Source organism: Klebsiella variicola (genome assembly GCF_000828055.2).
Lineage (GTDB): Bacteria > Pseudomonadota > Gammaproteobacteria > Enterobacterales > Enterobacteriaceae > Klebsiella > Klebsiella variicola.
Genome location: NZ_CP010523.2, coordinates 4188434 through 4215274 on the forward strand (window position 1 = coordinate 4188434; position 26841 = coordinate 4215274).

Genomic DNA, 26841 nt, shown 5'->3' on the forward strand with positions numbered 1-26841 from the left:
CCATATGCGCTAGCATGAAGTCCTCACACTTCGGAGCGCGTATGGGCCTGTTAAACCGGATAAAAATGCTGTGGCGAGCCGCCGTCGGCTCGTCTTATTCCTGGCCTGCGATGGATATCGTCCTGCCCGGCGAACGCTATTTGCACCTCGTCGGCAGCATCCATATGGGCACCCGCGACATGGCGCCGCCGCCGGCGAAGCTTCTGAAAAAAATACGCCAGGCCGATGCGTTAATCGTCGAGGCCGATATCAGCGGCAATGAAACCCCGTTTAGCAACCTTCCCTCTTACCCGCCGCTGGCAGAACGTCTGAGCGATGCGCAGTTGAGTGAGCTAGAGGCGCGAGCCGGCGAGCTGGGCCTGTCGGTCGGGCTGTTCGACAGCCAGCCGCTGTGGCAGGTGGCGATGGTGCTACAAGCCACCCAGGCGCAGAAGCTGGGACTGCGACCGGATTACGGCATCGATTATCAGTTGCTGATGGCCGCCCGCGAGAGCAACATAACGGTGATGGAGCTGGAAGGCGCCGACAGCCAAATCGCGCTGCTGCGCGATCTGCCCGACGGGGGGATGGCGCTGCTGGAGGATACGCTGAGCCACTGGCGGACCAATGCCCGCCTGCTACAGGTGATGATCGGCTGGTGGCTGGAGCAACCGCCATCGCGCGGCGCGGTATCGCTGCCGACGACCTTTAGCCAGTCTTTGTATGATGTGCTGATGCACCAGCGCAATCTCGCCTGGCGCGAGACGCTGCTGGCCTTGCCGCCGGGGCGCTACGTGGTTGCCGTCGGCGCGCTGCACCTGTATGGCGAAGGGAATCTGCCGGATATGCTGACCTAAAAAAATGGCCAATATTGCTATTGGCCCGTCAAAGAGGAATTTCATCATTATTATTATCCCGGGATTTGCATCCCGGATCGTCTGATTGTCGCTCAAAGTGACCATCACTGCCAACACTATTGCGCAAGATGGTACTATTTTTTAGACAACCTGCGGGCGTATTCTGACGTCACGCAAAACCGGTTGGTAAGAAGGATAGCTATGACTCCCGCCGTTAAATTACTCGAAAAAAACAAAATCCCCTTTCAGATCCACAGTTACGATCACGATCCCAATGAGACCAACTTCGGAGATGAAGTGGTGCGCAAGCTCGGCCTCAATGCCGACCAGGTTTACAAGACCCTGCTGGTCGCCGTTAACGGCGATATGAAGCATCTGGCGGTCGCCGTCACCCCGGTCGCCGGGCAGCTGGATTTGAAGAAAGTGGCGAAAGCGCTGGGGGCCAAGAAAGTCGACATGGCCGACCCGATGGTGGCGCAGCGTATCACCGGCTATCTGGTGGGCGGCATCAGTCCGCTGGGGCAGAAGAAGCGCCTGCCGACGGTGATTGACGCCCCGGCGCAGGAATTTGCCACCATCTATATTTCCGGCGGCAAACGCGGTCTGGATATTGAGCTGGCGGCCAGCGATCTGGCGCAGCTTCTGGACGCGAAGTTCGCCGATATCGCCCGCCGCGATTGAGCACACCATCCCGGATAGCGGCGCACGCGCCTTATCCGGGCTACCCAACTCGTAGCCCCGGTAAGCGCAGCGCCACCGGGGAAATAGCCAACCTGAAACCCAGGCTTACTGCCAGCTCACCTCGCCTTTCGGCTCGTAGGCTGCCGCATCCAGCGGCGAGTTCTTCTCGATATACTCTTTCAGCACTTCGGCATCGATAAAGCCGGTATTCACATACCCGGGTTTATCGGCAATGTTCGGATATCCATCGCCGCCGGTAGCGTTAAAGCTCAGCGTCGCCATCCGGTAGGTCTTCGCCGGATCCACCGGTTCGCCTTTGATTTTCAGATCGTTCAGTTTGCCATCTTTGGCTACAAAGCTGACGTTGGCAAACTGCGGATAGGCGCCGGAATCCGGCTTCATCTGCGCGACGGCGGTCAGGTAATCCACCACCTCCTTGCCGCTCATATCGACATAGGTCAGCACATTGCCGAACGGCTGGACCTTCATCACATCCTTATAGGTGATATCCCCCGCCTCGATCGAGTCGCGGATCCCACCTCCGCTCATCACCGCGAAATCCGCATTGCTGCGCGCCATCTGCGCCGCCAGCAGCAGGTGCCCCATATTGGTCTGCACAAAGCGCACTTTACTGCGGTCGCCCTCCAGATGACCATTCACGCTACCGATTTTGACCTGCAGTTGCGCTTTGCCTTTGTTCTGGAATGGCGTCAGCAGCGACATCATCTGCGGGTTCTCTGCGATCTGCGGCGTATACAGCACCCGCTCGCTTTGGCCGTTATCGTAAGTCACTTTTTTCTTCAGGTTCACCGGGATCAACTGATAATGCACCAGCTTCATCTCGCCGTTGCGGAACTCAAAATCGGCGCGGCCGACGTATTTGCCCCACTCATGCGCCTGGACGATCCAGATGCCGTTCTGACGATCCGGCGCGCACGGGGTGCCTGGCACATAATCGACCTGCTTTTTATTTTCCGACGCCATGCATACCGGATCCTGCGAGTGACCGCCGACGATCATCGCCAGCGATCCCGCAGGTAAACTCCGCGCCATTTCAACGTCGCCCGGCGCGTTAGAGCCGTGGTTGCCATTGTCGTAATGGCCCATATGGGTGGTGGCCAGGATCACGTCCGGCTTTTCATTCTGCTGCAGCTCCTGGATCACCAGCTTCGCCTCTTCCGCCGGTTTGCGGAATTCGATATCGGTGAAATATTCCGGATTGCCAATCTTGGCCGTATCGTCGGTGGTTAAGCCAATCACCGCGATTTTCAGCCCGCCGCGCTTAAACAGCGCCCAGGGTTTGAACAGCCGTTCGCCGGTGCTTTTCTGATAAATATTGGCCGACAGGAACGGGAACTTCGCCCACTTTTCCTGCTGGCGCAGCACGCTCAGCGGATTATCAAATTCATGGTTACCCACCGCCATTGCGTCGTAGCCGATCAGGTTCATGCCGCGAAAATCGGGCTCTGCATCCTGTAAATCAGACTCCGGCACGCCGGTATTAATATCGCCGCCGGATAACAGCAGGACGCTCCCCCCTTCCGCCGCCACCTCTTTTCGGATGCCATCGACCAGCGTTTTCTGCGCCGCCAGACCATATTCGCCGTAGTCATTGCGCCAGAAATGGCCGTGATGATCGTTGGTGTGCAGGATGGTAATTTTATAGGTTTTATCCTGCTCATAGGCCTGTGCGGACAGGCTGCCCAGCGATAAGGCGGCAAATAACGCCAGCGCTACGCGATGTTTAAAATACTGCATGCTTCACTCCCTGACTTAATCCCAAGTGCCGAAAGTATAGCGAGTTAGTCGCGTTGACAAATATGTTTTCAGAATTGCGACTTCCTTCAAACCTTATCAACAGGTATGTTAGTTGGATAATAATTCCACCTGCATCCTCTATACGCCTTCGCGTTGTATGGCATTGCGTCAGCCCGTTGGTCATATTTCCTATGTAGTAGCCGGGAAAATCAGGGCCGTCGCCATCGCGTACAAATGACGAAAGCTATATAAAAAAGTGACGTGAACCTATGGCAATCAATCAGACCGCTCAACCCCTGTCCGGCCCTGCTGCGCCGCCGCAAAAAGCACGCACCTCGTTTGGCATCTTAGGCGCGATCAGCCTGTCCCATTTGCTTAACGATATGATCCAGTCGCTCATCCTGGCGATTTACCCGCTGCTGCAGGCGGAGTTCTCCCTTACCTTCGTGCAGATCGGGATGATCACCCTCACCTTCCAGCTCACCTCATCGCTATTCCAGCCGGTGATTGGCTACATCACCGATAAACGCTCGATGCCGTGGTCGCTGCCGGTGGGCATGTGCTTCACCCTCTGCGGTTTGATTCTGCTGGCGCTGGCCGGGAGTTTCGGCATGGTGCTGCTGGCTGCCGCGCTGGTGGGTACCGGCTCCTCGGTTTTCCATCCGGAATCGTCCCGCGTGGCGCGGATGGCCTCTGGCGGCCGTCACGGCCTGGCCCAGTCGCTGTTCCAGGTCGGCGGCAACTTCGGCAGCTCGCTTGGTCCATTGCTGGCGGCGGTGATTATCGCCCCCTATGGCAAAGGCAACGTCGCCTGGTTCGTGCTGGCCGCCCTGCTGGCTATTGTGGTGCTGTCGCAAATCAGCCGCTGGTATGCCGCACAGCACCGTATGAATAAAGGCAAACCGAAGCCGCTGATCGTTAATCCGCTGCCGCGCAATAAGGTGATTCTGGCGGTAGGTATTCTGCTGATGCTGATTTTCTCGAAATATTTCTATATGGCGAGCATTAGCAGCTATTACACCTTTTATCTGATGCATAAGTTCGGATTATCGGTGCAAAATGCCCAGCTTCATCTGTTTGCCTTCCTGTTCGCGGTTGCCGCCGGGACGGTAATCGGCGGGCCAGTTGGCGATAAAATTGGACGTAAATATGTGATTTGGGGCTCTATCCTCGGTGTGGCGCCGTTTACCCTCGTTTTACCCTACGCCAGCCTTGAATGGACGGGGATTTTAACGGTGATTATTGGTTTTATCCTCGCCTCGGCCTTTTCCGCTATCCTGGTCTATGCGCAGGAGCTGCTGCCGGGTCGAATCGGCATGGTTTCTGGCCTGTTCTTCGGCTTCGCCTTTGGCATGGGTGGCCTTGGCGCCGCGGTGCTGGGCCTGCTGGCGGACCATACCAGTATCGATCTGGTGTATAAAATCTGTGCCTTCCTGCCGCTGCTGGGTTTCCTGACGATATTTCTTCCTGATAACCGGCAAAAAGCCTGATTATCCGGCGGCCAAAGTGCAACGCTGGCCGCCGTTATCCCTTGCGCCATCAGCCTGATGCGCGCATTCCCTCCGCGATTTTCCCTTCTGTGCCTTTTGGCCGGTTAATTCCATTTTTTTGCACAATTCAAGAATTATTCATAAACAAAGTGAACGTTTTTGTCATAAACTATTACCCGGATAGGGTAGCAAAATGGACCGATACACCACTGGAAAGGAGACGGAATGCACCACGCAACACCGCTTATCACCACCATTGTCGGCGGCCTCGTGCTCGCCTTTATTCTCGGCATGATTGCCAATAAGCTACGTATTTCTCCTCTGGTGGGATATCTCTTAGCGGGCGTGCTGGCCGGACCTTTCACCCCAGGCTTTGTTGCTGATACCAAACTGGCTCCTGAACTGGCAGAACTCGGCGTGATCCTGCTGATGTTCGGCGTCGGGCTGCATTTTTCCCTGAAAGATCTGATGGCGGTAAAGTCGATCGCCATTCCCGGGGCCATCGCCCAGATAGCCGTGGCGACGCTGCTGGGTATGGCACTTTCCGCCGCCCTTGGCTGGTCGCTGATGACCGGCATCGTCTTTGGCCTGTGTCTCTCCACCGCCAGTACCGTGGTGCTACTGCGTGCCCTCGAGGAGCGACAGCTTATTGACAGTCAGCGCGGGCAGATTGCCATTGGCTGGCTGATTGTAGAAGACCTGGTGATGGTCCTGACGCTGGTCCTGCTGCCAGCGATTGCCGGGATGACGGAGAAAGGTGACGTTGGCTTCGCCTCTCTGGCCCTCGACCTCGGGATCACCATTGGTAAAGTGGTGGCCTTTATCGCCATCATGATGCTGGTCGGTCGCCGGTTGGTGCCGTGGATCATGTCGCGCAGCGCCGCCACCGGATCACGCGAGCTGTTCACCCTGTCGGTGCTGGCCCTGGCGCTGGGCATCGCCTTCGGCGCAGTGGAGCTGTTTGATGTCTCCTTCGCCCTTGGCGCCTTCTTCGCCGGCATGGTGCTTAACGAATCTGAGCTGAGCCACCGCGCCGCCCATGACACCCTGCCGCTGCGCGACGCCTTCGCGGTGCTGTTCTTTGTCTCCGTCGGCATGCTGTTTGACCCGATGGTGCTGGTGCAGCAGCCGCTGGCGGTGCTGGCGACACTGGCGATTATTATCTTTGGTAAATCCGCCGCCGCCTTTTTCCTCGTGCGTATGTTTGGTCATTCGCCGCGTACCGCATTGACCATTGCCGCCAGCCTGGCGCAGATTGGTGAGTTTGCCTTTATTCTCGCCGGCCTGGGGATGGCGCTTAACCTGCTGCCGCAGGCTGGACAAAACCTGGTGCTGGCCGGGGCGATCATCTCGATTATGCTCAACCCGGTGCTGTTTACCCTGCTGGAAAAATATCTCGATAAAACCGAAACCCTCGACGAGCAGACGCTGGAAGAGGTGCTGGAAGATGAGAAACAGGTGCCAGTCGATATCTGTAACCACGCGCTGCTGGTTGGCTTCGGCCGCGTCGGCAGTCTGCTGGGCGAGAAGCTGATGGCCCAGGGGATCCCGCTGGTGGTGGTTGAAACCTCGCGTACCCGCGTGGATGAGTTACGCGAGCGCGGGATCAGCGCGGTGCTAGGTAATGCCGCCAATGAAGAGATCATGGAACTGGCGCATCTCGACTGCGCCCGCTGGCTGCTGCTGACTATCCCCAACGGCTACGAGGCCGGAGAGATTGTCGCTTCCGCACGGGAAAAATGCCCGAATATCGAGATCATCGCCCGCGCCCATTACGATGATGAAGTGGACTACATTATCGATCGCGGGGCTAATCAGGTGGTGATGGGCGAGCGGGAAATTGCCCGCGCCATGCTGCAGCTTCTGGAAACGCCACCGGCCGGTGAAGTGGTCACCGGCTGATGTACTGCCCTCTCCCCGTCGGGAGAGGGGCGCGCTTACCGATCCCAGTACGCCTCTTCCAGGCTGTCCTCACGCTCCGGCAGGCCGCGGGTTAAACGCGGCGAGTGCTGGTTCAGCACCTGATAGCTCACGCGGTTGGCATATTTACACACCTGCGCCAGTGAGGAGTAGGTCAGCCATTTGCATTTGTGCTTGCTGGAGTTGGGCACGTTATTGCGGTGGTAGTTATTGGCGGTGATGTCATGCAGCAGCGCCGCCAGGGCGCCGTCGCCAGCGCCGTTGGTATTCATGATTTTTTCAGGCCCGCCCATATACGGGGCGATATGTGAATAGATACGCAGCGGATTAACGCAATCCTGGTGGCGCATCGCACGGCTGAATTCAAACTGGTTAAACTCCGGGATCGCCCCCGGCAGCAGCGGATGCTGGGTTTTCCGCTTCGCCTCTTCTTCGGTAAAGCCCGCCATATACAGGCCCGCCGGGCCGGCAGTGCACAGCACCAGGTCGACCCAGTCCAGCGCTTTATCCGCCGCCGACAGCGGATCGGCAAAACCGGTCAGGGCTTCCCCTTCCTCTTCATTCATCGCCAGAATCGAGACATGCTCCTGCAGGAACTGCTGCCACCACGCCGGGTTATCGGCAATCACGTATTTAGTTCCGAGAGTTAACACCACCGGCACATCATGCTTTTTGGCGTACTCGATGGCTTTCATCGTGGCGTCTGGCATCGGCTCGCCCGGCTTGCAGCGTACCAGGTAGGAGGTGAGCACCAGCGCCGAGGCGCCGGCGATGACCGCTTCCGGAATGCTTTCCGGGCGCAGCTTGTTCATGTGACCCGGGCTGATGGCGAAGGTGCGCTCGCCGCTGTCGCTGATCAGGGTAAAACAGCGGCCTATGGCGCCGTCGACGCCCTGCAGATAGTTCAGATCGGTGCGGCTGGAGGTATTGCACAGGTAGCGATAGGCATAGCCGCCGATGTCGATATTGCTGCACATCACGCCAAGCAGCACCGAGCGATCGTCCGCCAGCACCGAGTAGTTATGCATGGTATTGCCGATGGTGCCGCCGGCAAACTGATGGGTAATGAGATTATTGCGTACCAGCTCCTGGTACAGCGCCTCGGCGACGTCATCTTCAATCACCAGCGAGTGGCCCGCGCTCAGACCATAGTGTACGATAAACGCTTCATCCACTTTCGCTTCGATATCCACCAGCGTCTGGTCGATACCGACCACCCAGGAGACGCTGGATTCATTCTCCGGCTGAATTTGCTGCAGCAGCGGGTCGCGGGCGTTGACGGGAAAATAGTGTTTGGATTTGCGTTTACCGGGAAATTTCATAGTGGCGCTTAAATAACAGGGAACAAGCGGGAAATAGTAGCATATTCCCCGCCCTGCGCGCGATCAGCGATAAGGCGCCGTCAGGTTGACCATCATCTCAATATGCGCCACATCCGCATTTAGCGCCGGAATATATTCATACTGCTCGCCACCCGCTTCGAGGAAAACTTCCCGGTTCTGAACGGCAATCTCTTCCAGCGTTTCGAGACAGTCAGCGGCAAACCCCGGGCACAGCACCTGAATATGCTTCGTCCCCTGCTCGCCAAGCATCTTCAGCGTCTCATCGGTGTACGGCGTCAGCCAGGGTTCCCGGCCAAAGCGCGACTGGAAGGTCATCATCACCCGCTCCGGCGGCAGCCCCAGCGCGGAAACCAGTTCCCGCGTGGTATCGCGACAGCGCTGGGGATAATCATCGCCCTGGTTGGCATAGCGCTGCGGGATCCCATGGTAGGAGAGCAGCAGCAGATCGGGTTCCCCGTGCACCGCGAAGGAGGCGCGCACGCTGGCCGCCAGCGCATGGATATAGTCCGGGTGATCGGCATAGTCGCGAATAAACGAGATACCCGGAATAGCGCGCTTTTTCGCAAGGATCCGCGCCAGCTCATCCCAGACGGCGGCCACCGTCGAACAGGAATATTGTGGGTACAGCGGCAGCACCACGATGTGTCCCACCCCCTGCGCCAGTAAATCATCCACCGCGCTGGCCAGCGACGGCGAACCATAGCTCATGCCCAGCGCCACCGGCGTATCCGGCAGCCTGGCGGCCAGCGCCTGCTGCTGGCGACGGCTGTATACCATTAGCGGCGATCCCTCCTCCATCCACACGGACTGATAGAGCTTCGCCACGCGCGGGGAGCGAATCGGCAGTATGACGCCACGCAGCAGCGGCCACCATAGCAGACGAGATGTATCCACCACCCGTTTGTCGCTGAGGAATTGTCGCAGATAGCGCTTCACCGCACCGGGGGTGGGCGCATCGGGAGTGCCTAAATTGGCCAGCAAGATACCTGTTTTCGTCTGATGCATTACCGCCTCTTAACCATTTGAATCGCAGCCAATTGTAGCTGAAATGGCGCTAAACGGAACCAATCATAGCAAAAGGTAGAAATGAGAGGAGTTCTCATCCTGCCGCAGCAGGATGAGAAAAGGCTTTATCAGCCGAGGATTTTTTCCAGTTCAGCGCGCACGTCAGCTACCGCTTTGGTGCCGTCGACTTTGGCATATTTGGTGTTGCCCGCCTGCGCTTCTTTGGTGTAGTAGCCGATCAGCGGCGCTGTCATCTGATGGTATTCCACCAGGCGCTTACGCACGGTCTCTTCCTGGTCGTCTTTACGGGTGGTCAGCTCTTCGCCGGTCACGTCGTCTTTGCCTTCCACCTTCGGCGGATTGAATTTGATGTGGTATACGCGACCGGATGCCGCATGAACGCGACGGCCAACGATGCGGTCGACGATCAGTTCGTCCGGCACGTCGAATTCCAGCACGTAATCAACGGTAATACCCGCTTCTTTCATGGCGTCAGCCTGCGGAATGGTGCGCGGGAAGCCGTCCAGCAGGAAGCCGTTACGGCAATCTTCCTGGGCGATACGCTCTTTCACCAGCGCGATGACCAGCTCATCGGTTACCAGCTTGCCGGCGTCCATAATGTCTTTCGCTTGCTTACCGAGCTCAGAGCCGGATTTTACCGCCGCGCGCAGCATATCGCCGGTGGAGATTTGCGGAATACCGTATTTCTCCATGATGAACTGAGCCTGAGTTCCTTTACCCGCGCCCGGAGCGCCAAGCAGAATAATACGCATTACGAAAATCCCCTCAAAAGTCGATTCAATTTTTCAAAAACGCTAAACCATACCACCAGAACGGCGATGGCTCAAGGAAGGCGGTGCGGCTGAAACGGTTAATGGTGAGATATTTTATGCAATCCAATGTGAAATGCCCCGCCGGAGCAAATTGCTCAGGCGGGGCATTTATCCCGTTCCCGGCGTCGCGTCGCTCGGCCGGGCTACTCGTTCAGGTTCGCGTCAGGAAGCCAGCAGCTGGTTCATACGACGGATAAACTGGTTCGGATCTTCCAGCGTGCCGCGCTCAGCCAGCAGCGCCTGATCCAGCAGCAGCTCCACCCATTCGCCGAACTGGGCGTCATCCTGGGTATCGGCGGCGCGTTTCACCAGCTGATGAGCCGGGTTCAGTTCGAAGATGTATTTCACTTCCGGTGCCGCCTGGCCCGCTGCCGCGAACAGCTTCGCCATCTGAGTGCTCATCTCATCGGCATCGGTAGTGACAATCGCCGGGGTGTCGGTCAGACGATGGGTCAGACGCACCTCTTTCACCCGGTCGCCAAGCAGGTTTTTCACCCGCTCAACGAACGGCTCCAGCGCTTTTTCAGCTTCTTTGGTGGACTCGTCCACTTCATCCGCCAGCTTATCCAGCGACTCGTCGGCTTTCGCCACCGACTGGAACGCTTTGCCGTCGAACTCGGTCAGGTAGCTCATCATCCACTCGTCGATGCGATCGGAGAGCAGCAGAACTTCAATCCCTTTCTTACGCAGCAGTTCGAGGTGCGGGCTGCTCTTCGCCGCCGCATAGCTGTCGGCAGTGATGTAGTAGATCTTCTCCTGGCCTTCTTTCATGCGCGAGACATACTCTTCCAGCGACACGGTCTGTGCGGAGGAGTCGGTATGCGTCGTCGCGAAACGCAGCAGTTTGGCGATCGCTTCCTGGTTGCTCGGATCTTCCGCCGGGCCCTCTTTCAGCACCAGGCCGAACTGTTTCCAGAAGGTTTGATATTTTTCAGCGTCATCTTTCGCCAGCTTATCCAGCATCTGCAGCGCGCGTTTGGTCAGCGCGGTGCGCAGGTTGCGGGTCACGCTGCTGTCCTGCAGGATTTCACGGGAGACGTTCAGCGGCAAATCGTTGGAATCTATCAGGCCGCGCACGAAGCGCAGGTAGTTCGGCATAAACTGCTCGGCGTCGTCCATAATGAACACACGCTGCACGTACAGCTTCAGGCCGTGTTTATGATCGCGGTTCCACATATCCCACGGCGCCTGCGACGGGATATACAGCAGGCTGGTGTACTCCTGCTTACCTTCCACGCGGTTGTGGCTCCAGGTCAGCGGGTCGCTGTAGTCGTGAGCGATATGCTTGTAAAACTCTTTGTATTCGTCGTCGTTCACTTCGGACTTGCTGCGGGTCCACAGGGCCTGCGCCTTGTTGATTTTTTCCCACGAAATCACGGTTTCGCCGTCTTTCTCTTCCTGCTTTTCAATCTCAACCGGCAGCGCGATATGGTCGGAATACTTGCTGATGATGGAGCGCACGCGCCAGTCATTGAGGAAATCGTCTTCGCCCTCACGCAGATGCAGGGTGATTTCGGTGCCGCGATCGGCTTTGGTGATGTCGGCAACAGTGTATTCCCCTTCGCCGGCGGATTCCCAGAACACACCGTTCTCAGGTTTATCGCCCGCCGCACGGGTACGCACGGTCACTTTATCCGCCACGATGAAGGCAGAGTAGAAGCCGACGCCGAACTGGCCGATCAGCTGGCTGTCTTTCGCCTGGTCGGAACCCATCGATTCCAGAAACGCTTTGGTGCCGGATTTGGCGATAGTGCCGAGATGATCGATAACCTCTTCCCGGTTCATGCCGATACCGTTATCGGCGATGGTCAGGGTGCGGTTGTCTTTATCAAACGAAACCCGTACGCGCAGCTCGCCATCGCCCTCATACAAATCCGGCTGCGACAGCGCGCGGAAACGCAGCTTATCGGCCGCATCAGAGGCGTTGGAAATCAGCTCACGCAGAAAGATTTCTTTGTTGGAATAGAGGGAATGGATCATCAGGTGCAGAAGTTGCTTTACCTCTGACTGAAAACCACGAGTTTCTTGTCCTTTCATCTGATTCAACCTCAACAATGCCATTTTAAATGGGGTAAAAAACCGTTGAGTGGGAGATGGGGACTGCGGGGAAATTTTTCAAGCGGAGGCGGCGCTGGCCGCCTCCATTTGTTCAGAAAGTAATCTTGTGACGACCGGCCAGCGAGTGGGACAGCGTGGTGCCGTCGACCATTTCCAGCTCGCCGCCCACCGGCACGCCGTGGGCGATGCGGCTGGCATCAACGCCATACTGCGCGCACAGCTCCGCGATGTAGTTGGCCGTCGCCTCACCCTCAACGGTCGGGTTAGTGGCAAGGATCACCTCGGTGATCGACTCTGCTTCCAGCCGTTGTTCAAGGCGATCGAGCCCGATGTCATCTGGCCCGATGCCGTCGAGCGGCGACAGGTGCCCCATCAGCACGAAGTAGCGGCCGGAATACTGCCCGGTCTGCTCGATGGCGTGGATGTCCGCCGGACTCTCCACCACGCAGATCTGGCCGTTTTCCTGGCGACGCGGGTTGCTGCAGATATTGCACACCTCCTGCTCGGTGAAGGTGCGGCAATCGGCGCAGTGGCCGATCTCCGACATCGCGCGCGTCAGCGCCTGCGCCAGGCGCATACCGCCGCTGCGATCGCGCTGCAGCAGGGTAAACGCCATGCGCTGCGCCGACTTCGGGCCAACGCCCGGCAGACAGCGCAGCGCTTCCATAAGCTGAGTTAACAGCGGGCTGGTTTGCATCAGAACGGCATCTTGAAGCCTGGCGGCAGCTGCATACCGGCAGAAACGGAAGCCATCTTCTCTTTCTGGGTCTCTTCAATGCGGCGCGCGGCGTCGTTAAACGCGGCAGCCACCAGATCTTCCAGCATTTCTTTGTCGTCTTCCAGCAGGCTTGGGTCGATTTCCACACGGCGGCAGTTGTGCGCGCCGTTAATGGTCACTTTCACCAGACCCGCGCCGGATTCGCCGGTCACTTCCAGCTGAGCGATCTCTTCCTGCATCTTCTGCATTTTGTCTTGCATCTGCTGGGCCTGCTTCATCAGGTTACCCAGGCCGCCTTTTCCACCAAACATAGGCTTCTCTCTCAGTCAGTCATCGTTAAAGGTACTGAATGCCAGTCAGACTGGCGTTCAAATGGGGCGGATACTCTCTTCATCCAGATCGGCGTCGAAGAAACGACGCAGGGTCTGAATGTTATTATCCGCGATAATGGCTTCGCGCGCCTGCGCGAGCTTTTCTTCATAAATAGCCTGCCGCCACTCCAGCGGCGTACGCATCGCGGGATTATCATCTTCCACGATGGTCAATTCAACCGGCGTACCGTACAACACCCCCAGCGCTTCAGCCAGCTTTTGCTGCGCTCCGGTGGAATTGAGGTGACGCTGGCTGGGGCGCAGATGCAGACAGACGCGGCTGCCCTCCTGCTCTTTCCACGCGTTGAGCGCCACCTGCTCGACCAGCTTAGGTACCGCCAGCCGGCTCACTTCCGCCGCCCAGCTGTCGCGCTCGACCGCTTCTTCGGCGAGCTTGGCCGCCAGCTCCGGCGTCTTCTCATGCTCCAGCGCTTTTTTCAGCGCTTTTGGCGTCGCGACTTCGACTTTGGCCTCTTCAACCACTGTCGTCGCCTTCCAGCGATAGGCCTCTTTCTTCGCCGGGGCCTGCTCAAGGGCAGCCGCCGCCGGACGAGCCTGGACGCGCTCGGTAATCGAACTCAGTCGCTCCAGCGCAGCGTTATTCACCGGCCGCGCGCGGGAAGCGGCTGCCGGTTCACTCTTTTTTGGAGTGGTTGCTCCCTGGCTGCGCTGCAGGTGGCTGCGGGCCGCCAGCACCTGGCTGGTGGTCGGCGGCAAACTCTGCGACGGCTGCTGCGGCGGCGCAGCGGGGGCAACCGGCTGACGCGGCGCGGGCGCGGCGGTCTGTGCTGGCTGCACTTCCGGCTCTGGCAGCGGCTTACGCGGATGAAACGCCAGCGCGCGGAGCAGCGTCATTTCGACGCCCATTCGCCGGTCCGGCGCATAAGGCAGCTCTTTGCGGCCCATCAGCAGCGTTTGGTAGTAAAGCTGAACGTCACCCGGCGGTACGGTTCGCGCCAGTTCGCGCATCCGCACTTCGACCGTGGCCATATCGGCGCCCAGCGCCGAAGGCGACAGCTGTACCATGGCGATGCGGTGCAGCAGGCTCTGCATCTCCACCAACAGCGCCTCCCACTCGACGCCGCGTGCGGCGGCGTCATTGACGCCCGCCATCACCCGCTCGCCGTCGGCAGCGACCAGCGCTTCAATCAGCGACAGCGCCTGATCGTCATCAAGGGTGCCGAGCATGGTGCTCACCGATGCGGCCGTCAGCTGTCCTTCTCCACTGGCAATCGCCTGATCGGTCAGGCTTAAGGCATCGCGCAGGCTGCCGTCGGCTGCCCGCGACAAGAGCTGCAGCGCGCGGGGCTCAAAGGCAATCTGCTCTTCGCCAAGAATATGCTCCAGCTGATGGCGGATCTGTTCAACATCCAGGGCTTTGAGATGGAACTGCAGGCAGCGGGATAAGATCGTCACCGGCAGCTTCTGCGGATCCGTCGTCGCCAGCAGGAATTTGACGTGTGCTGGCGGCTCCTCCAGCGTTTTTAATAACGCGTTGAAGCTGTGGCGCGACAACATATGGACTTCGTCGATGAGATAGACCTTAAAGCGGCCGCGGGCCGGCGCGTACTGGACGTTATCCAGCAGGTCGCGGGTATCTTCGACTTTGGTGCGCGAGGCGGCGTCAATCTCAATCAGATCGACAAAACGCCCCTGTTCAATTTCCCGGCAGTTATCGCACACGCCGCAGGGGGTGGCGGTGATGCCGGTTTCACAGTTTAACCCTTTCGCCAGCAGACGGGCGATGGAGGTCTTACCGACCCCGCGGGTACCGGAAAAGAGATAAGCGTGATGAATGCGCCCTAACGACAAGCCGTTCGCCAGTGCGGTCAGCACATGTTCCTGGCCGACGACGTCAGCAAAGGTTTGTGGGCGCCATTTACGGGCTAAGACCTGATAACTCATGGGCTGGCTCTGAAACGCTGGAAGGTGAAATCACGAAGGGGTCATGCTATCACAGCCCCGCCCGATCGGCGAGGCTATGTGGAGGGATTTGCTTAGTGGCCCGGGAACGGCACCAGGCTGTAGCAGTGGATCCCCAGCTTCTCCAGGCGCTGTTCGCCGCCCAGATCGAAGAGGTTGATAATGAAAGCGGCATCGTGCACTTCGCCGCCGAGACGGCGGATCAGTTTGACCGTCGCGTCGATGGTGCCGCCGGTCGCCAGCAGATCGTCCACCACCAGCACCTTGTCGCCCGGTTTGATCGCATCAACGTGGATCTCCAGCTGATCGGTGCCATACTCCAGCTCATAGCTCTCGGCAATGGTTTCACGCGGCAACTTACGCGGCTTGCGAACCGGAACAAAGCCCACGCCCAGCGCCAGCGCAACCGGGGCGCCGAACAGGAAGCCACGCGCCTCAGTCCCTACCACTTTGGTAATACCCGCGTCTTTGTAGCGCTCGGTCAGCAGTTCAATGCTAAGCGCGTAGGCCTTCGGGTCTTCCAGTAAGCTGGTGACATCGCGGAAAAGAATGCCAGGTTTTGGATAATCCTCGATACTCTGGATGCTGTTCTTCAGATATTCAAGCTGCTGTGCAGTTGCGGTCATAAGTGTATGCCTGATTGAAACGGTGTTACCCACGGGCGTGCAAAAGGGGCCAAAGAAACATTTGTTTAACCTTTGACCAGGCTTGCCCGCGCTCGAAAACGCCAGAATTTACTGGCTGTCAGCAACAATTGCAACAGGCATTATTGCGCATCAGTGCTTTTGTTGCTTTGCGTCAACCACCGGAATGCGCCACATAAAGATCAGCAGGCAGGCCAGAATGACCAACAGCATGATGCGCACCCACGTAAGCTTAACCAGCCACAGCGAAATAGCAAAAGTCACTACGATCATCGCAATGGCGCGCGGTTTGGCGCCGCGAGGCATCGCGCGGTACTGCTGCCAATGGCGAAGATAGCCGCCAAACCAGGAGCGATACAGCAGCCACTGGTGAAAGCGCGGCGATGAGCGGGCAAAGCACCAGGCGGCGAGCAGAATAAACGGCGTCGTCGGCAGCAACGGTAAGAAGATGCCCAGCGTACCCAGCGCTACCGCCAGCCAGCCGATAATGGTTAGAATAACAGGTGGCATAATGCGAATCGTTATCAAACAGATGAGGCTACTGTAGCACAGTTGGCTGGAAGGGAATGGAGAGGTGTGGTGAAAACAGCTCAACTTTTACAAACGCTGAACGATCAGCTCAGCGAGCTGGCCGCGCTGGTGGCGCCGCTGGCGGAGCACGCGACCCTGAGCCCACGCTTTGACCGTCAGCTCTTTCATACCCGCAGCACGCTGATGCAGGACTATCTGGCGGAAGCCCGGCAAAACTTTTCCCAACTGAGCCAGGCCGTCGAGCGCCAGCAGCTGCCGCAGGTGGTCTGGATTGCCGAGCGTCTGGCGGCGCAAATCGCCGCGCTGCGTCGTGAAACCGCCACCTGGTCCTTGCGCAGTTGGGACCACGCGTCGCCAACGCTGAGCCGCTGGCAGCGCCGTCGCCTGCAGCATCAGGAGTATGAGCGCCGCCTGCTGGCGATGCGCGACCAACGTCAGCGTCAGCTGGCGCAGGCGACCAGCCTTGACGAGCAGCAGCGGCTGGGGAAAGAAGTTGAAGCCTACAGCGGCCGGTTGGCGCGCTGCCGACAGGCACTGGACAAGATTGAAAACGTACTGGCGCGGCTGACGCGCTAACAGGAGAGCCCGATGTCGCTGGAAAATGCATCCGATGAGGTCAAACTGGCCGTCGATTTAATCATGTTGCTGGAATCACATCAGATCCCGGCGCAAACCGTGCTGGGCGCGCTGGAAATTGTCAGGCGGGATTATGCAAACAAGTTAAAAAACGCGGAAAGCGGGTCGCAAAACCCAGAGAAGTAGGATGTTGTCTCCGGCAGTGTGCTGGCAGTCTGGTCCTCTGCGCATGACGCCACTGGAGACAATATTGATGGAAAAAGTCAGTCAAACCCCACACGACGCGGTGTTTCGCCAGATGCTCATGCATCAGGCGGTCGCGAAGGATTTTTTGCAGTTGTATCTCCCCGCGCCGTTTCTGGCGATCTGCGAACTGGATTCGCTGCAGCTGGTCTCCGGCAGCTTTGTTGAAGAGGACCTGCGCGCCAGCTATTCCGATATCCTTTACTCACTGCGCACGCGTCATGGACCGGGCTATGTGTACGCGCTGATTGAGCACCAGAGTACCCCGGACAAGCTGATGGCATTTCGCCTGCTGCGCTATGCGCTGGCCGCCATGCAGCGTCATCTGGACGCCGGCCACGACACGCTGCCGCTGGTGGTGCCCATTCTGTTTTATCACGGCAAAGTGAGCCCCTGGCCCTGGGCCCGCAACTGGCAACAGCTATTCGCCGATCCGGCGCTGGCGAAGACGCTCTATAGCAATGATTTTCCGCTGGTGGACCTCACCGTAATGCCAGATAATCAGATCGCCCGTCATCGGCGGATGGCCATGCTGGAGCTGCTGCAAAAGCATATCCGCCATCGCGATCTGGCCGAGCTGCAGGTGCCGCTGATTGCGCTGATGACGCAAGGCTATCTGACCGAAGCGCAGCTGAATACGCTGCTGCGCTATATGTTGCAGGCGGGAACTACGGAACATCCGGGGGCGCTGATCCGCACGCTGGCGGCGCAGTCGCCCAGGCATAAGGAGCTGATGATGACCATTGCCGAATGGCTGGAAGAAAAAGGCCGTAAACAGGGACAGCAAGAGGGTGAGCAGGAAGCCACCCGCAGCATCGCCGCCAGAATGTTGGCGCGCGGCCTCGAACGTCAAACCGTGCAGGAGCTCACCGGGCTCAGCGATGAAGAACTCGCCGCGCTGGCACCCTGAAGCAGCAGGGGCGGCTTTGCGCCGCCCCTCTTCGATCAGGACGCGGTGGTGGGCACCAGATCGTCCCCCTTCCCGTCCCGCTTCACTTCGGTGACTTCATCGCCTTTTTCATTGCGCAGATGAACTTCCAGCTGGTTAAAGGCAATGTTAATGTCATTCTCCCGGCACAGGCGGTCGATGGCGCGGTTGAGCTCATCCACCGTGTAGCTGCGATCGCGCAGTTCACGAACATACAGACGCAGTTCATGATCCAGCGTACTGGCCCCGAAGGTGGTGAAGAAAACCGCTGGCGCCGGCTCCTGCATCACTTTCGGATGATCGTGCGCGGCCTTCAGCAGCACCTCTTTCACTTTATCCAGATCGGAGCCATAGGCGACGCCGAGGCGGATCACCACCCGGGTCACGGTGTCGGAGAGCGACCAGTTGATCAAGCGCTCGGTAACGAACGCCTTGTTCGGGATAATTACCTCTTTGCGATCGAAGTCGGTGATGGTGGTCGCGCGGATACGGATTTTGCTTACCGTACCGGAGAAGGTGCCGATGGTTACCGTATCCCCAATGCGCACTGGACGCTCGAACAGAATAATCAGACCGGAAACGAAGTTACCGAAGATCTCCTGCAGGCCAAAACCTAAACCAACCGACAGCGCGGCCGCCAGCCATTGTAGTTTATCCCAGGAGACGCCCAGCGACCCGAACACCGTCATCGCACCGATGGCGATAATCGCATAGTTAAGAATGGTGGTGATGGCGTAGGAGGTGCCCTGACGCATATTGAGACGCGAGAGAACCAGCACCTCCAGCAGACCCGGCAGGTTGCGTATTAGCGCCCAGGCGACCATCGACGCCACAATGGCAAACAGCAGACTGCCCATCGTGACGCTGCGCACCACGCTGGCCCCCGCTTCGGTACCGTTGTAGTGCCAGAGGGTAATGCTGTCGAGATAGGCGAAAACGGTGATCAGATCAGACCAAATCGCCCAGAACATGACCGCGAACAGCGCGATCATCACCAGCATGGTGATGCGCAGCGTCTGCTGGTTGACCTGCTCGAGAGCGATAGTCGGCTCCTCCTGCGGCTCGGCGCCTTCCGCACCCTCCTTCACCAGATGCTGACGGCGCGCCAGCGCCCGGCGCCAGGCGATACGTCGCGCCGCCACGCTCAGACCGCGCAGCACGGTCTGGTACAGCAGGTTCCAGATCATCACCAGATACACGGTCTCGATCCAGCGTCCCGCCAGGCGCAGCGTGGTGTAGAAGTAACCGGTCGCCGTCAGCACCATCAGGGCTACCGGGACAATAGACAGCACGGTGATCGTCAGCAGGCGCAGGCTGTGTGATTCTTTATCACGCCAGCTTTCCCGACACATCGGCCAGACCAGCACGGCAATCAGCAGCAGATTGAAGAAAATCACAAACTGCCCCAGCACGTCGTCCATCAGGTTCAGTGGCGACAGCTCGGAAATCACCGACCAGAAATTCAGCGGCAGCAACGCGAGGCTGACGCGAACAATTTGTCGCCGCCAGTGGCTGGTCAACTGCGCAGGCATATTGAAGTGGCTGACCGCCACGCCGTTCTTTTCCAGCACTTTCCAGCACAGACCAAAGACCAGCCAGAACATGGCCAGCTTTTTACTGTACGCCCACAGCAGTCCGCTGATATTAAGCTGCATGGTGAGTAAGATCAGGCCAATCGCCAAAATTACCAGCACCACCGGCAAGGCCCGAATCAGGTCGATCAGGATCGCCTTTGGCGTATGCAGCTGGGTATCGTTGCGCAGCTGCCCCACCTGGGAAGCAAGCTTAGCCTGATAATCCTTCAGCCACTGCAGACGCCAGCGGATCAGGCCGGCAATCAGCAGCAATGGTAAACCGGCCAGGAAAGCGATAAACACCGCGGGCCACGCTTTTTCCCAGTTCACGGTGATTTTCATCGCCTTAAACTGACCTTTCAGCGCTTCCGGGAAGGCCTTAATCCACTCCCAGTCCATCGGTTTATTGCTGTTCACCCAGAAAATTTGTTGGGTCAGAATTTCCTTCAGACTGCTCGAGACGCTCATCAACTGCTGCTGGTTGATCTGCAGGTTGATGGCCATCATCAGCTGGTTCCCCAGCTGTTTGTTGAACTGGTCAAGCAGTTCGCGGCGCATGTCGATCACTTCCAGTAGCGCGGCGTGGACTTCATCGTTCACTTCGCTGCTGTGCCCCTCCTCCAGTTTGGCGACAAAGGCGTCGCTCTGGAACAGCGCGTCGCGCTGCTGGTTCACCTCAAACTGCTCGAGCCGCAGGTCGGCGATGCGGTTGGTCATATCCTGCAGTTCGTCCGCCGACGGCAGCGTCTGCTGTTGCTGATAAAGAATGCGCGACAGCAGCAGGCTCCCCCGCAGAACTGAAATTTGCTCTTTAATATCCCGTTCAGACTGCAGCGCGCGGTCGAGCCAGTTCTTCACCTGGATATTGCGCTGCACCAGCTGGTTACCGTTCTCCGTCGCCTGGATCAGCTTCTCGCTGAGCTGATGGTTAATATCCAGCTCCTGCTTGACCAGCGGATTGGCCTGAATTCGCGTGGTTTCATCCGGGGTGACCGCCTCCTGGGCGGTTTTCTCCGTCAGCGTAAGCCGCTTGCTGTTCACCGCCTCCTGCAGCAGCTGCAGCTGATGCTCCAGCCGGTTGCTCCAGGCGGTGACGTAGTCACGCTGCTTCTGCAGGGTATCCTGCAGGACGGTGTTGCCTTCGAGGCTCTTGCGCTGCTGCTCAATCTGCGCGTTGAGCAGCGCCTGTTGAGCCTGCAACAGCACCTGCTGGGTCGGGCGCAGCGTCTCGTCGCCCACCGAGGTGCCATTCAGCCGATTGCGGATCTGCTGCAACTGTTGGGAGGCGTTATACATCGCGTTCTGCACACGTTCCGGCTGCGTTTGCAGGGAAACCAGCTGGCTGTTATAGGTCGCCAGATCGTTTTGCGCATTCTGCAGATCGTCCAGCGTCTGGGTGACGCGTGACTCCAGTTGACGCAGAGAGAGCGTACTGAGCGTTTTGCGCGTGGCGGCGTCGTCAGGGACCTCGCTCAGGTTGTTGAGACTATCCACCGCCTGGCGCAGCTTCGCCGGGGCTTGCTCGACCTGCTGACGCAGCTGTGCCGTCTCGCTTTTGATGCGCTCGATTTTATCCAGCGTTTCCAGCGTCTGGGTCAAATCCTGCTGGACCAGTTTGTCCTGGGGAGTCAGTTCTTTTTGCTTGTTTAACGTATTGAGCTGGCTCTGCACCTCTGCCCGGTCAGGGAGGTCCGCGGCGCGGCCCTGGACTGGGCTGAAAAGGCCAATAAAGCAGAGCAGCGTAATGAAAAAGATAAACGTGGCGCGTTGCCTGGAGATCGTGTGCAGCATAGTTAATATGAATGAATGCAAATGCCGGAGAATACCGGGGGTCGTCGCAAGCGCGCAGAATAGCACTTCTCTTCGCTGGCGAATAGCGGCGGACGGCGCTAAAAATTCACGTTCATCCGCGCGCTAACGTTAAGCTGTCAGGCTCTCCGGGCCGCGTAGCGTGGGACAGAACTGATACATCTCCAGCAGGATGGCGACGTAGTCGCGCGCTTCCGCATGCAGGTCGAACGAGTCAGGGGCAAACAGCCAGTTTTCCATCAGGCCGGAAAGGTAGCTGCGCATTAACACGGCCGCCCGCCGGGTGAGTAAATTGGCGGGCAACAGCTTCGCGGCGATGCACTCTTTTAAGGTCTGCTCGATACGCTCGTAGCTCGCCAGGGAGAGCTGCCGCTGGGCCTGCTGCACCACGGTCATCTCACCGACAAACTCACACTTATGATAGATAATCTCCATCATTAATCGTCGACGTTCCTCTGTCACTGTCGCTTCAAGAACATAGACTAATATCTCCCTGATAACTGAGAGTGGATCGTTGGGGAATTTTGCCCGATACTCAATTTCGAGATCGCTAATACTGGCGTCTGACAGCTCCCAAATTTCGTTGAATAAATCTGATTTATTCTTGAAATGCCAGTAGATAGCCCCCCTCGTTACACCCGCAGCTTTTGCAATTGTTGCCAACGAGGTAGATGATACGCCTTGCTGCGAAAACAGACGCAGAGCAACATCCAGAATCAGTTGCCGGGTTTCACGTGCCTGTTGTTTGGTTTTTCGTGCCATAGGTTAATGACTTTACAGAGGTTACGTTTACATACATTTGTGAATGTATGTACCATAGCATGACCATAATAGAAAGACTGTAGTGGGTTTGTGGTTGTTTGAGCCACTGAACATTTTGAAATTGGACACTCGAGGTTTACATATGAACAAAAACAGAGGGTTAACGCCTCTGGCGGTCGTTCTGATGCTCTCAGGCAGCTTAGCGCTAACAGGATGTGACGATAAACCGGCTCAACAAGGAGCCCAGCACATGCCGGAAGTCGGTATTGTGACGCTCAAATCCGCACCTCTACAAATAACCACCGAACTGCCAGGCCGCACCAGCGCCTATCGCATTGCGGAAGTCCGTCCTCAGGTCAGTGGCATTATTTTAAAACGTAACTTCGTGGAAGGTAGCGACATCCAGGCCGGCGTTTCCCTGTATCAGATCGATCCCGCCACCTATCAGGCCAGCTATGACAGCGCCAAAGGCGACCTGGCAAAAGCCCAGGCGGCAGCGAACATGGATCAACTGACGGTCAAGCGTTATCAGAAACTGTTAGGCACTAAATATATTAGTCAACAAGACTACGATACCGCCGTCGCGACGGCACAGCAGAGCAATGCGGCCGTGGTCGCAGCGAAAGCGGCCGTGGAAACCGCGCGCATCAATCTGGCCTACACCAAAGTCACCTCGCCGATCAGCGGCCGGATTGGTAAATCCGCGGTGACCGAAGGGGCGCTGGTGCAGAATGGTCAAACGACTGCCCTGGCAACTGTTCAGCAGCTGGATCCGATCTATGTTGACGTCACCCAGTCGAGCAATGATTTCCTGCGCCTGAAACAGGAGCTGGCCGATGGCCGCCTGAAACAGGAAAACGGCAAAGCGAAAGTGGAGCTGGTGACGAATGACGGTCTTAAGTATCCGCAGGCCGGCACGCTGGAATTTTCGGATGTCACCGTCGATCAGACCACCGGCTCTATCACGCTGCGCGCGATTTTCCCGAACCCGGACCACACCCTGCTACCGGGGATGTTTGTGCGTGCCCGTCTGGAAGAAGGGGTTAACCCTGACGCCCTGCTGGTACCGCAACAGGGTGTTACCCGTACGCCGCGCGGCGACGCCAGCGTCATGGTGGTCGGGGAAGGCGATAAAGTCGAAGTCCGCCAGGTCACTGCTTCTCAGGCGATTGGCGATAAATGGCTGGTCACTGGCGGTCTGAAAACTGGCGATCGCGTTATCGTCACCGGCCTGCAAAAAATCAAACCAGGCGTGCAGGTAAAAGCGCAGGAAGTAGCTTCTGATGATAAACAGCAAGCCGCAGGCAACGCGCCATCAGAACAAACCAAGTCTTAACTTAAACAGGAGCCGTTAAGACATGCCTAATTTCTTTATCGATCGCCCCATATTTGCATGGGTGATCGCCATCATCATCATGCTGGCTGGGGGATTATCGATCCTCAAATTGCCGGTAGCGCAATATCCGACGATTGCGCCGCCAGCAATTTCCATTACCGCCATGTACCCCGGTGCTGACGCCGAAACTGTGCAGAACACCGTGACTCAGGTTATCGAACAGAATATGAACGGTATCGACCACCTGATGTACATGTCCTCCAATGGCGACTCCACCGGTACGGCGACCATCACCCTGACCTTCGAATCAGGTACCGATCCGGATATTGCCCAGGTTCAGGTTCAGAACAAGCTGGCGCTGGCGACACCTCTGCTGCCGCAAGAAGTACAGCAGCAAGGGATTAGCGTTGAGAAAGCGTCCAGCAGCTTCCTGATGGTTGTCGGCGTTATTAACACCAACGGCACCATGAACCAGGACGATATTTCGGACTACGTGGCGGCCAACATGAAGGACCCGATCAGCCGTACCAGCGGTGTCGGCGACGTTCAGCTGTTCGGTTCCCAGTACGCGATGCGTATCTGGATGGATCCGAACAAACTGAACAACTTCCAGCTGACGCCGGTGGACGTGATCAGCGCCCTGAAAGCGCAGAACGCCCAGGTGGCCGCGGGTCAGTTAGGCGGTACGCCGCCGGTGAAAGGCCAGCAGCTTAACGCCTCGATCATCGCGCAAACCCGTCTGACCAATACCGAAGAGTTTGGCAACATTCTGCTGAAGGTGAACCAGGACGGTTCCCAGGTTCGTCTGCGCGATGTCGCCAAAATTGAGCTGGGCGGCGAAAGCTATGACGTAGTGGCGAAGTTTAACGGCCAGCCAGCATCGGGTCTGGGTATTAAACTGGCTACCGGCGCGAACGCGCTGGATACCGCCAACGCTATCCGTGCAGAACTGGCGAAGATGGAGCCGTTTTTCCCGTCGGGGATGAAGATCGTTTACCCGTATGACACCACCCCGTTCGTGAAAATCTCTATTCACGAAGTGGTTAAAACGCTGGTGGAAGCGATCATCCTGGTGTTCCTGGTCATGTATCTGTTCCTGCAGAACTTCCGCGCCACGCTGATCCCGACCATCGCCGTACCGGTAGTCCTGTTAGGCACCTTCGCGGTGTTGGCGGCGTTTGGCTTCTCGATAAACACCCTGACGATGTTCGGGATGGTGCTCGCCATCGGCCTGTTGGTGGATGACGCCATCGTGGTAGTTGAGAACGTCGAACGCGTGATGGCGGAAGAGGGTCTGCCGCCGAAAGAAGCGACGCGTAAATCGATGGGACAGATCCAGGGCGCGCTGGTCGGTATCGCCATGGTGCTGTCGGCGGTATTTATCCCGATGGCGTTCTTCGGCGGTTCAACCGGGGCCATCTATCGCCAGTTCTCCATCACCATCGTTTCTGCGATGGCGCTGTCGGTACTGGTGGCGTTGATCCTGACGCCAGCGCTGTGCGCCACCATGCTGAAGCCTATTCAGAAAGGCAGCCATGGCGCGACCACCGGTTTCTTCGGTTGGTTTAACCGCATGTTCGATAAGAGCACGCACCACTACACCGACAGCGTAGGCAACATTCTGCGCAGCACCGGTCGTTATCTGGTCCTGTATCTGATCATCGTGGTGGGCATGGCGTGGCTGTTCGTCCGTCTGCCGAGCTCGTTCCTGCCGGACGAGGACCAGGGGGTATTCCTGAGCATGGCGCAGCTGCCTGCCGGCGCCACCCAGGAGCGTACGCAGAAAGTGCTGGATGAGATGACGAATTACTATCTCACCAAAGAGAAGGACAACGTGGAATCCGTGTTTGCGGTTAACGGCTTCGGCTTCGCCGGCCGCGGCCAGAACACCGGCATCGCGTTCGTCTCGCTGAAAGACTGGAGCCAGCGTCCAGGTGAGGAAAACAAAGTTGAAGCGATCACCGGCCGGGCGATGGGCTACTTCTCGCAGATTAAAGATGCGATGGTGTTCGCCTTTAACCTGCCAGCTATCGTTGAACTGGGTACCGCGACCGGCTTTGACTTCCAGCTCATTGACCAGGGCGGTCTGGGCCACGAAAAACTGACCCAGGCGCGTAACCAGCTGTTTGGCATGGTGGCGCAGCACCCTGACGTGCTGACCGGCGTGCGCCCTAACGGCCTGGAAGATACACCGCAGTTTAAAATCGATATCGATCAGGAAAAAGCCCAGGCGCTGGGCGTCTCCATCAGCGACATTAACACCACGCTGGGCGCGGCCTGGGGCGGGAGCTATGTCAACGACTTTATCGACCGCGGCCGCGTGAAGAAAGTGTACATCATGTCTGAAGCGAAATACCGTATGCTGCCGGAAGACATCGGCAAGTGGTATGTTCGCGGCAGCGATGGTCAGATGGTGCCGTTCTCCGCCTTCTCTACTTCGCGTTGGGAATACGGTTCACCGCGTCTGGAACGCTACAACGGCCTGCCGTCGCTGGAAATTCTCGGCCAGGCAGCGCCAGGCAAGAGTACCGGTGAGGCGATGAGCCTGATGGAAGAGCTGGCGGGTAAACTGCCTTCCGGTATCGGCTACGACTGGACCGGGATGTCTTATCAGGAACGACTGTCCGGCAACCAGGCCCCTGCCCTGTATGCCATTTCGCTGATTGTCGTCTTCCTGTGTCTGGCAGCGCTGTATGAGAGCTGGTCAATTCCGTTCTCGGTCATGCTGGTCGTTCCGCTGGGTGTGGTCGGTGCGCTGTTAGCCGCTACCTTCCGCGGTTTAACCAACGACGTTTACTTCCAGGTGGGCCTGTTGACCACCATCGGCCTGTCGGCGAAGAACGCGATATTGATCGTTGAATTCGCCAAAGACCTGATGGAGAAAGAGGGTAAAGGGCTAATTGAGGCAACGCTTGAAGCAGTGCGTATGCGTCTGCGTCCGATCCTGATGACCTCCCTGGCGTTTATCCTCGGCGTTATGCCGCTGGTGATCAGCTCGGGTGCCGGCTCCGGCGCGCAGAACGCCGTCGGTACTGGCGTAATGGGCGGGATGGTGACCGCGACGATTCTGGCCATCTTCTTCGTGCCAGTGTTCTTCGTGGTGGTTCGTCGCCGCTTTAGCAAGAAATCGGAAGATATTGAGCACAGCCATCAGGTTGAGCATCATTAATCGTCACACTTGAACAAAGGGCCGCCTTCGCGGCCCTTTTTTTGTCCGTCGCAACAGGGCACATATTGCCATTGTTTATTTTTCACACTGCATTTAATATATATTGATATGGTCCTGGCTATTTTTTCACATTGCCTGGTACTTATGATCTTTACACACTCATTTACCAGGAATAATCCTAATACCAACGCCCGCGGCCGGCGGTTTCTGAACGCGACAGCTGCCTGCCTTAAGCCGATGATTGATAAGACTTCTCTATTTCTCGGGCTGTGTGCCAGGGCCTGCGAAATTAATTCGTCTATTTTTAAGATAATTTCTCTCTGATAATTGTAA

Annotated in this window: 21 protein-coding genes and 1 other annotated feature; of the genes, 9 read left to right on the top strand and 12 right to left on the bottom strand. The window is 57.7% G+C overall.

Features of this window, described 5'->3' with window-relative positions; translation table 11 throughout:
* The first annotated feature begins 41 nt into the window (after nt 1-41).
* A complete protein-coding gene (locus tag SP68_RS19635; RefSeq protein WP_012542659.1) occupies nt 42-836 on the top strand; it encodes a TraB/GumN family protein in 795 nt (264 codons plus the stop codon).
* Nucleotides 837-1037: 201 nt separating this feature from the next.
* Nucleotides 1038-1517: a Cys-tRNA(Pro)/Cys-tRNA(Cys) deacylase YbaK gene (ybaK, locus tag SP68_RS19640; RefSeq protein WP_004204728.1), complete on the top strand. Its 480-nt coding sequence runs from the start codon at nt 1038-1040 to the stop codon at nt 1515-1517.
* A 105-nt stretch (nt 1518-1622) separates the two neighbouring features.
* Here the strand turns inward: ybaK and ushA are convergent, their stop codons facing one another.
* Nucleotides 1623-3275 carry a bifunctional UDP-sugar hydrolase/5'-nucleotidase UshA gene (ushA, locus tag SP68_RS19645; RefSeq protein ID WP_012542660.1) on the bottom strand — a complete coding sequence of 551 codons (1653 nt, stop codon included), beginning with the start codon at nt 3273-3275 and terminating at the stop codon, nt 1623-1625.
* Between the two features lie 269 nt (nt 3276-3544).
* Here ushA and SP68_RS19650 point away from each other — a divergent pair, with 269 nt between their 5' ends.
* Complete coding sequence (locus tag SP68_RS19650) at nt 3545-4765, top strand: MFS transporter (RefSeq protein ID WP_008805454.1); 1221 nt, start codon at nt 3545-3547, stop codon at nt 4763-4765.
* A 225-nt stretch (nt 4766-4990) separates the two neighbouring features.
* Nucleotides 4991-6667, top strand: coding sequence for a YbaL family putative K(+) efflux transporter (ybaL, locus tag SP68_RS19655; protein WP_008805453.1), 1677 nt, complete (start codon nt 4991-4993; stop codon nt 6665-6667).
* Between the two features lie 35 nt (nt 6668-6702).
* Here the strand turns inward: ybaL and SP68_RS19660 are convergent, their stop codons facing one another.
* The 9 genes from SP68_RS19660 to SP68_RS19700 all read right to left on the bottom strand — a co-directional run bounded on the left by SP68_RS19660 (nt 6703) and on the right by SP68_RS19700 (nt 16090).
* A complete protein-coding gene (locus tag SP68_RS19660; protein ID WP_040973700.1) occupies nt 6703-8007 on the bottom strand; it encodes an inosine/guanosine kinase in 1305 nt (434 codons plus the stop codon).
* 63 nt (nt 8008-8070) lie between these two features.
* Nucleotides 8071-9033: a ferrochelatase gene (gene hemH / locus SP68_RS19665; RefSeq protein ID WP_008805451.1), complete on the bottom strand. Its 963-nt coding sequence runs from the start codon at nt 9031-9033 to the stop codon at nt 8071-8073.
* A 128-nt stretch (nt 9034-9161) separates the two neighbouring features.
* Complete coding sequence (adk, locus tag SP68_RS19670; RefSeq protein WP_002892184.1) at nt 9162-9806, bottom strand: adenylate kinase; 645 nt, start codon at nt 9804-9806, stop codon at nt 9162-9164.
* Between the two features lie 222 nt (nt 9807-10028).
* The gene (gene htpG, locus SP68_RS19675; protein ID WP_012542661.1) at nt 10029-11903 is read right to left on the bottom strand and encodes a molecular chaperone HtpG; all 1875 of its coding nucleotides are present in this window, start codon (nt 11901-11903) and stop codon (nt 10029-10031) included.
* A 112-nt stretch (nt 11904-12015) separates the two neighbouring features.
* Complete coding sequence (gene recR, locus SP68_RS19680; RefSeq protein ID WP_008805449.1) at nt 12016-12621, bottom strand: recombination mediator RecR; 606 nt, start codon at nt 12619-12621, stop codon at nt 12016-12018.
* Entirely contained in the window at nt 12621-12953 is a 333-nt protein-coding gene (locus tag SP68_RS19685; protein ID WP_008805448.1) for a YbaB/EbfC family nucleoid-associated protein, read from the bottom strand. The genes recR and SP68_RS19685 overlap by 1 nt, the downstream gene beginning before the upstream one ends.
* A 57-nt stretch (nt 12954-13010) precedes the next feature.
* Nucleotides 13011-14918 (bottom strand): DNA polymerase III subunit gamma/tau, encoded by a 1908-nt coding sequence (gene dnaX / locus SP68_RS19690; protein WP_012968809.1) that lies wholly within the window; start codon nt 14916-14918, stop codon nt 13011-13013.
* Nucleotides 13614-13678: a sequence feature (DnaX frameshifting element), on the bottom strand. It overlaps the preceding gene by 65 nt.
* Before the next feature lie 92 nt (nt 14919-15010).
* Nucleotides 15011-15562: an adenine phosphoribosyltransferase gene (gene apt, locus SP68_RS19695; RefSeq protein ID WP_012542663.1), complete on the bottom strand. Its 552-nt coding sequence runs from the start codon at nt 15560-15562 to the stop codon at nt 15011-15013.
* A 150-nt stretch (nt 15563-15712) separates the two neighbouring features.
* Nucleotides 15713-16090 carry a DUF454 family protein gene (locus SP68_RS19700; protein WP_008805444.1) on the bottom strand — a complete coding sequence of 126 codons (378 nt, stop codon included), beginning with the start codon at nt 16088-16090 and terminating at the stop codon, nt 15713-15715.
* A gap of 69 nt (nt 16091-16159) precedes the next feature.
* Here SP68_RS19700 and priC point away from each other — a divergent pair, with 69 nt between their 5' ends.
* The 3 genes from priC to SP68_RS19715 all read left to right on the top strand — a co-directional run bounded on the left by priC (nt 16160) and on the right by SP68_RS19715 (nt 17840).
* Nucleotides 16160-16687 carry a primosomal replication protein N'' gene (priC, locus tag SP68_RS19705; RefSeq protein WP_016160398.1) on the top strand — a complete coding sequence of 176 codons (528 nt, stop codon included), beginning with the start codon at nt 16160-16162 and terminating at the stop codon, nt 16685-16687.
* Between the two features lie 12 nt (nt 16688-16699).
* On the top strand, nt 16700-16873 hold the full coding sequence (rsmS, locus tag SP68_RS19710; protein WP_008805442.1) for a pleiotropic regulatory protein RsmS: 174 nt from the start codon (nt 16700-16702) through the stop codon (nt 16871-16873).
* A gap of 67 nt (nt 16874-16940) precedes the next feature.
* Complete coding sequence (locus SP68_RS19715) at nt 16941-17840, top strand: Rpn family recombination-promoting nuclease/putative transposase (protein WP_016160397.1); 900 nt, start codon at nt 16941-16943, stop codon at nt 17838-17840.
* A 35-nt stretch (nt 17841-17875) separates the two neighbouring features.
* Here SP68_RS19715 and mscK read toward each other — a convergent pair whose 3' ends face one another.
* Complete coding sequence (gene mscK, locus SP68_RS19720) at nt 17876-21223, bottom strand: mechanosensitive channel MscK (RefSeq protein ID WP_022064847.1); 3348 nt, start codon at nt 21221-21223, stop codon at nt 17876-17878.
* A 129-nt stretch (nt 21224-21352) separates the two neighbouring features.
* Nucleotides 21353-22003 carry a multidrug efflux transporter transcriptional repressor AcrR gene (acrR, locus tag SP68_RS19725; RefSeq protein WP_008805439.1) on the bottom strand — a complete coding sequence of 217 codons (651 nt, stop codon included), beginning with the start codon at nt 22001-22003 and terminating at the stop codon, nt 21353-21355.
* A gap of 142 nt (nt 22004-22145) precedes the next feature.
* On the opposite strand from acrR, the gene acrA reads away from it, so the two are divergent.
* Complete coding sequence (gene acrA / locus SP68_RS19730; RefSeq protein ID WP_040973691.1) at nt 22146-23339, top strand: multidrug efflux RND transporter periplasmic adaptor subunit AcrA; 1194 nt, start codon at nt 22146-22148, stop codon at nt 23337-23339.
* A gap of 22 nt (nt 23340-23361) precedes the next feature.
* Nucleotides 23362-26508 (top strand): multidrug efflux RND transporter permease subunit AcrB, encoded by a 3147-nt coding sequence (gene acrB, locus SP68_RS19735; protein WP_008805437.1) that lies wholly within the window; start codon nt 23362-23364, stop codon nt 26506-26508.
* Nucleotides 26509-26841: the final 333 nt, after the last annotated feature.

Bases quoted from the DNA above. Each gene is read 5' to 3' on its own strand.
- SP68_RS19635 (WP_012542659.1), top strand. From the start codon at position 42: ATGGGCCTGTTAAACCGGATAAAAATGCTGTGGCGAGCCGCCGTCGGC.
- ybaK (WP_004204728.1), top strand. From the start codon at position 1,038: ATGACTCCCGCCGTTAAATTACTCGAAAAAAACAAAATCCCCTTTCAG.
- ushA (WP_012542660.1), bottom strand. From the start codon at position 3,275: ATGCAGTATTTTAAACATCGCGTAGCGCTGGCGTTATTTGCCGCCTTA.
- SP68_RS19650 (WP_008805454.1), top strand. From the start codon at position 3,545: ATGGCAATCAATCAGACCGCTCAACCCCTGTCCGGCCCTGCTGCGCCG.
- ybaL (WP_008805453.1), top strand. From the start codon at position 4,991: ATGCACCACGCAACACCGCTTATCACCACCATTGTCGGCGGCCTCGTG.
- SP68_RS19660 (WP_040973700.1), bottom strand. From the start codon at position 8,007: ATGAAATTTCCCGGTAAACGCAAATCCAAACACTATTTTCCCGTCAAC.
- hemH (WP_008805451.1), bottom strand. From the start codon at position 9,033: ATGCATCAGACGAAAACAGGTATCTTGCTGGCCAATTTAGGCACTCCC.
- adk (WP_002892184.1), bottom strand. From the start codon at position 9,806: ATGCGTATTATTCTGCTTGGCGCTCCGGGCGCGGGTAAAGGAACTCAG.
- htpG (WP_012542661.1), bottom strand. From the start codon at position 11,903: ATGAAAGGACAAGAAACTCGTGGTTTTCAGTCAGAGGTAAAGCAACTT.
- recR (WP_008805449.1), bottom strand. From the start codon at position 12,621: ATGCAAACCAGCCCGCTGTTAACTCAGCTTATGGAAGCGCTGCGCTGT.
- SP68_RS19685 (WP_008805448.1), bottom strand. From the start codon at position 12,953: ATGTTTGGTGGAAAAGGCGGCCTGGGTAACCTGATGAAGCAGGCCCAG.
- dnaX (WP_012968809.1), bottom strand. From the start codon at position 14,918: ATGAGTTATCAGGTCTTAGCCCGTAAATGGCGCCCACAAACCTTTGCT.
- apt (WP_012542663.1), bottom strand. From the start codon at position 15,562: ATGACCGCAACTGCACAGCAGCTTGAATATCTGAAGAACAGCATCCAG.
- SP68_RS19700 (WP_008805444.1), bottom strand. From the start codon at position 16,090: ATGCCACCTGTTATTCTAACCATTATCGGCTGGCTGGCGGTAGCGCTG.
- rsmS (WP_008805442.1), top strand. From the start codon at position 16,700: ATGTCGCTGGAAAATGCATCCGATGAGGTCAAACTGGCCGTCGATTTA.
- SP68_RS19715 (WP_016160397.1), top strand. From the start codon at position 16,941: ATGGAAAAAGTCAGTCAAACCCCACACGACGCGGTGTTTCGCCAGATG.
- mscK (WP_022064847.1), bottom strand. From the start codon at position 21,223: ATGCTGCACACGATCTCCAGGCAACGCGCCACGTTTATCTTTTTCATT.
- acrR (WP_008805439.1), bottom strand. From the start codon at position 22,003: ATGGCACGAAAAACCAAACAACAGGCACGTGAAACCCGGCAACTGATT.
- acrA (WP_040973691.1), top strand. From the start codon at position 22,146: ATGAACAAAAACAGAGGGTTAACGCCTCTGGCGGTCGTTCTGATGCTC.
- acrB (WP_008805437.1), top strand. From the start codon at position 23,362: ATGCCTAATTTCTTTATCGATCGCCCCATATTTGCATGGGTGATCGCC.